The following is a 1,045-nucleotide window of genomic DNA, read 5'->3' on the forward strand; positions in this document are numbered from 1 at the left end:
AATTCAGGCGGTCGAAGCATTTGCCTCTACGAGTTCGGCGAATATCTCGGAGGGCTTCTTCCAATCGAAGATCTTACGGGGTCGGTTGTTGATATCGGAAGCCACCCCGGCCAAGTAGTTGGGGTCGGACGTGATCGGTACGCCTTTCGGGAAGAATTCCCTGACGATCCGGTTCAGGTTCTCGTTGCTGCCGCGTTCCCATGGGCTGTGGGGGTGCGCGAAGAACACTGGGAGTCCCGTCGCGGTGATGCTGGCGTGCCGGGCCATCTCCGCGCCGCAGTCCCAGGTCAGGGAGCGGCGGATCTGCGGTGGTAGCCCACCGGTCGCGGCGATCACGGCGTCGCCGACGCTCAGTGCGTCGCGGCCGGTCAGCGGTACCAGGATCAAGAATCGTGACGTGCGTTCGACCAGGGTGGCGACAGCGGTCTTGCCGCCCTTGCCGATGACGAGATCGCCTTCCCAGTGCCCGGGGACCTGTCGGCCTTCGACCTCGGCGGGGCGTTCGTCGAGGTAGCGGGGCTCACGGATCCGTGGTGCCGGCTCGGGCCGTGGCCCGGAACGGCGAGCCGGGCGCCCAGTCCGCAACCGGATCAGCTCGCGGGCCAGGGTGGACACCGGCTGGGCGTAGATCCACTGGTAGATCGCTTCGTGAGACACCCGCAAAGCATGATCGGCGGGGTAGTCGCGCGGCAACCGGCCCGCGACCGACGCCGGTGACCAGCCGTCGCGTAACAACCCGATCACCACCGACCGCAACGCCGCCGACCGCTCGACGGCGTACTCCTTCGGCCGTCGCCGGCCCGCCGCGGCAGCCTCACCCGCGGCCACCGCCCGATACTCGGTCCGACCACCATGCCGCGCCACATCCCGCGAGACCACTGACGGATCCCGGCCGATCAACACCGCGATTTCCTTATACAGCAAGCCTTCCGCGAGACCCCGGGAAATCTCTTCCCGGTCCGACGAAGTCAGCATCAAACGCACGGCGGGCATCCTGTCCCACCAAACCACCAAGATCAAATGCTACGACCGGCTGAACTCGCCG

1 protein-coding gene is annotated in these 1,045 nt (G+C 66.6%); it reads right to left on the reverse strand.

Translation table 11 applies throughout. The annotated features are described in order from the left end of the window. Window positions 1-3 precede the first annotated feature (3 nt). Entirely contained in the window at window positions 4-975 is a 972-nt protein-coding gene (locus M1L60_RS46690; protein ID WP_253244074.1) for an IS30 family transposase, read from the reverse strand. Window positions 976-1,045 lie beyond the last annotated feature (70 nt).

It is taken from the genome of Paractinoplanes aksuensis, from assembly GCF_024137025.1.
Taxonomy (GTDB): domain Bacteria; phylum Actinomycetota; class Actinomycetes; order Mycobacteriales; family Micromonosporaceae; genus Actinoplanes; species Actinoplanes aksuensis.

Excerpts from the sequence above, each read along its gene's own strand:
- M1L60_RS46690 (WP_253244074.1), bottom strand. The coding sequence starts at position 975 with ATGCTGACTTCGTCGGACCGGGAAGAGATTTCCCGGGGTCTCGCGGAA.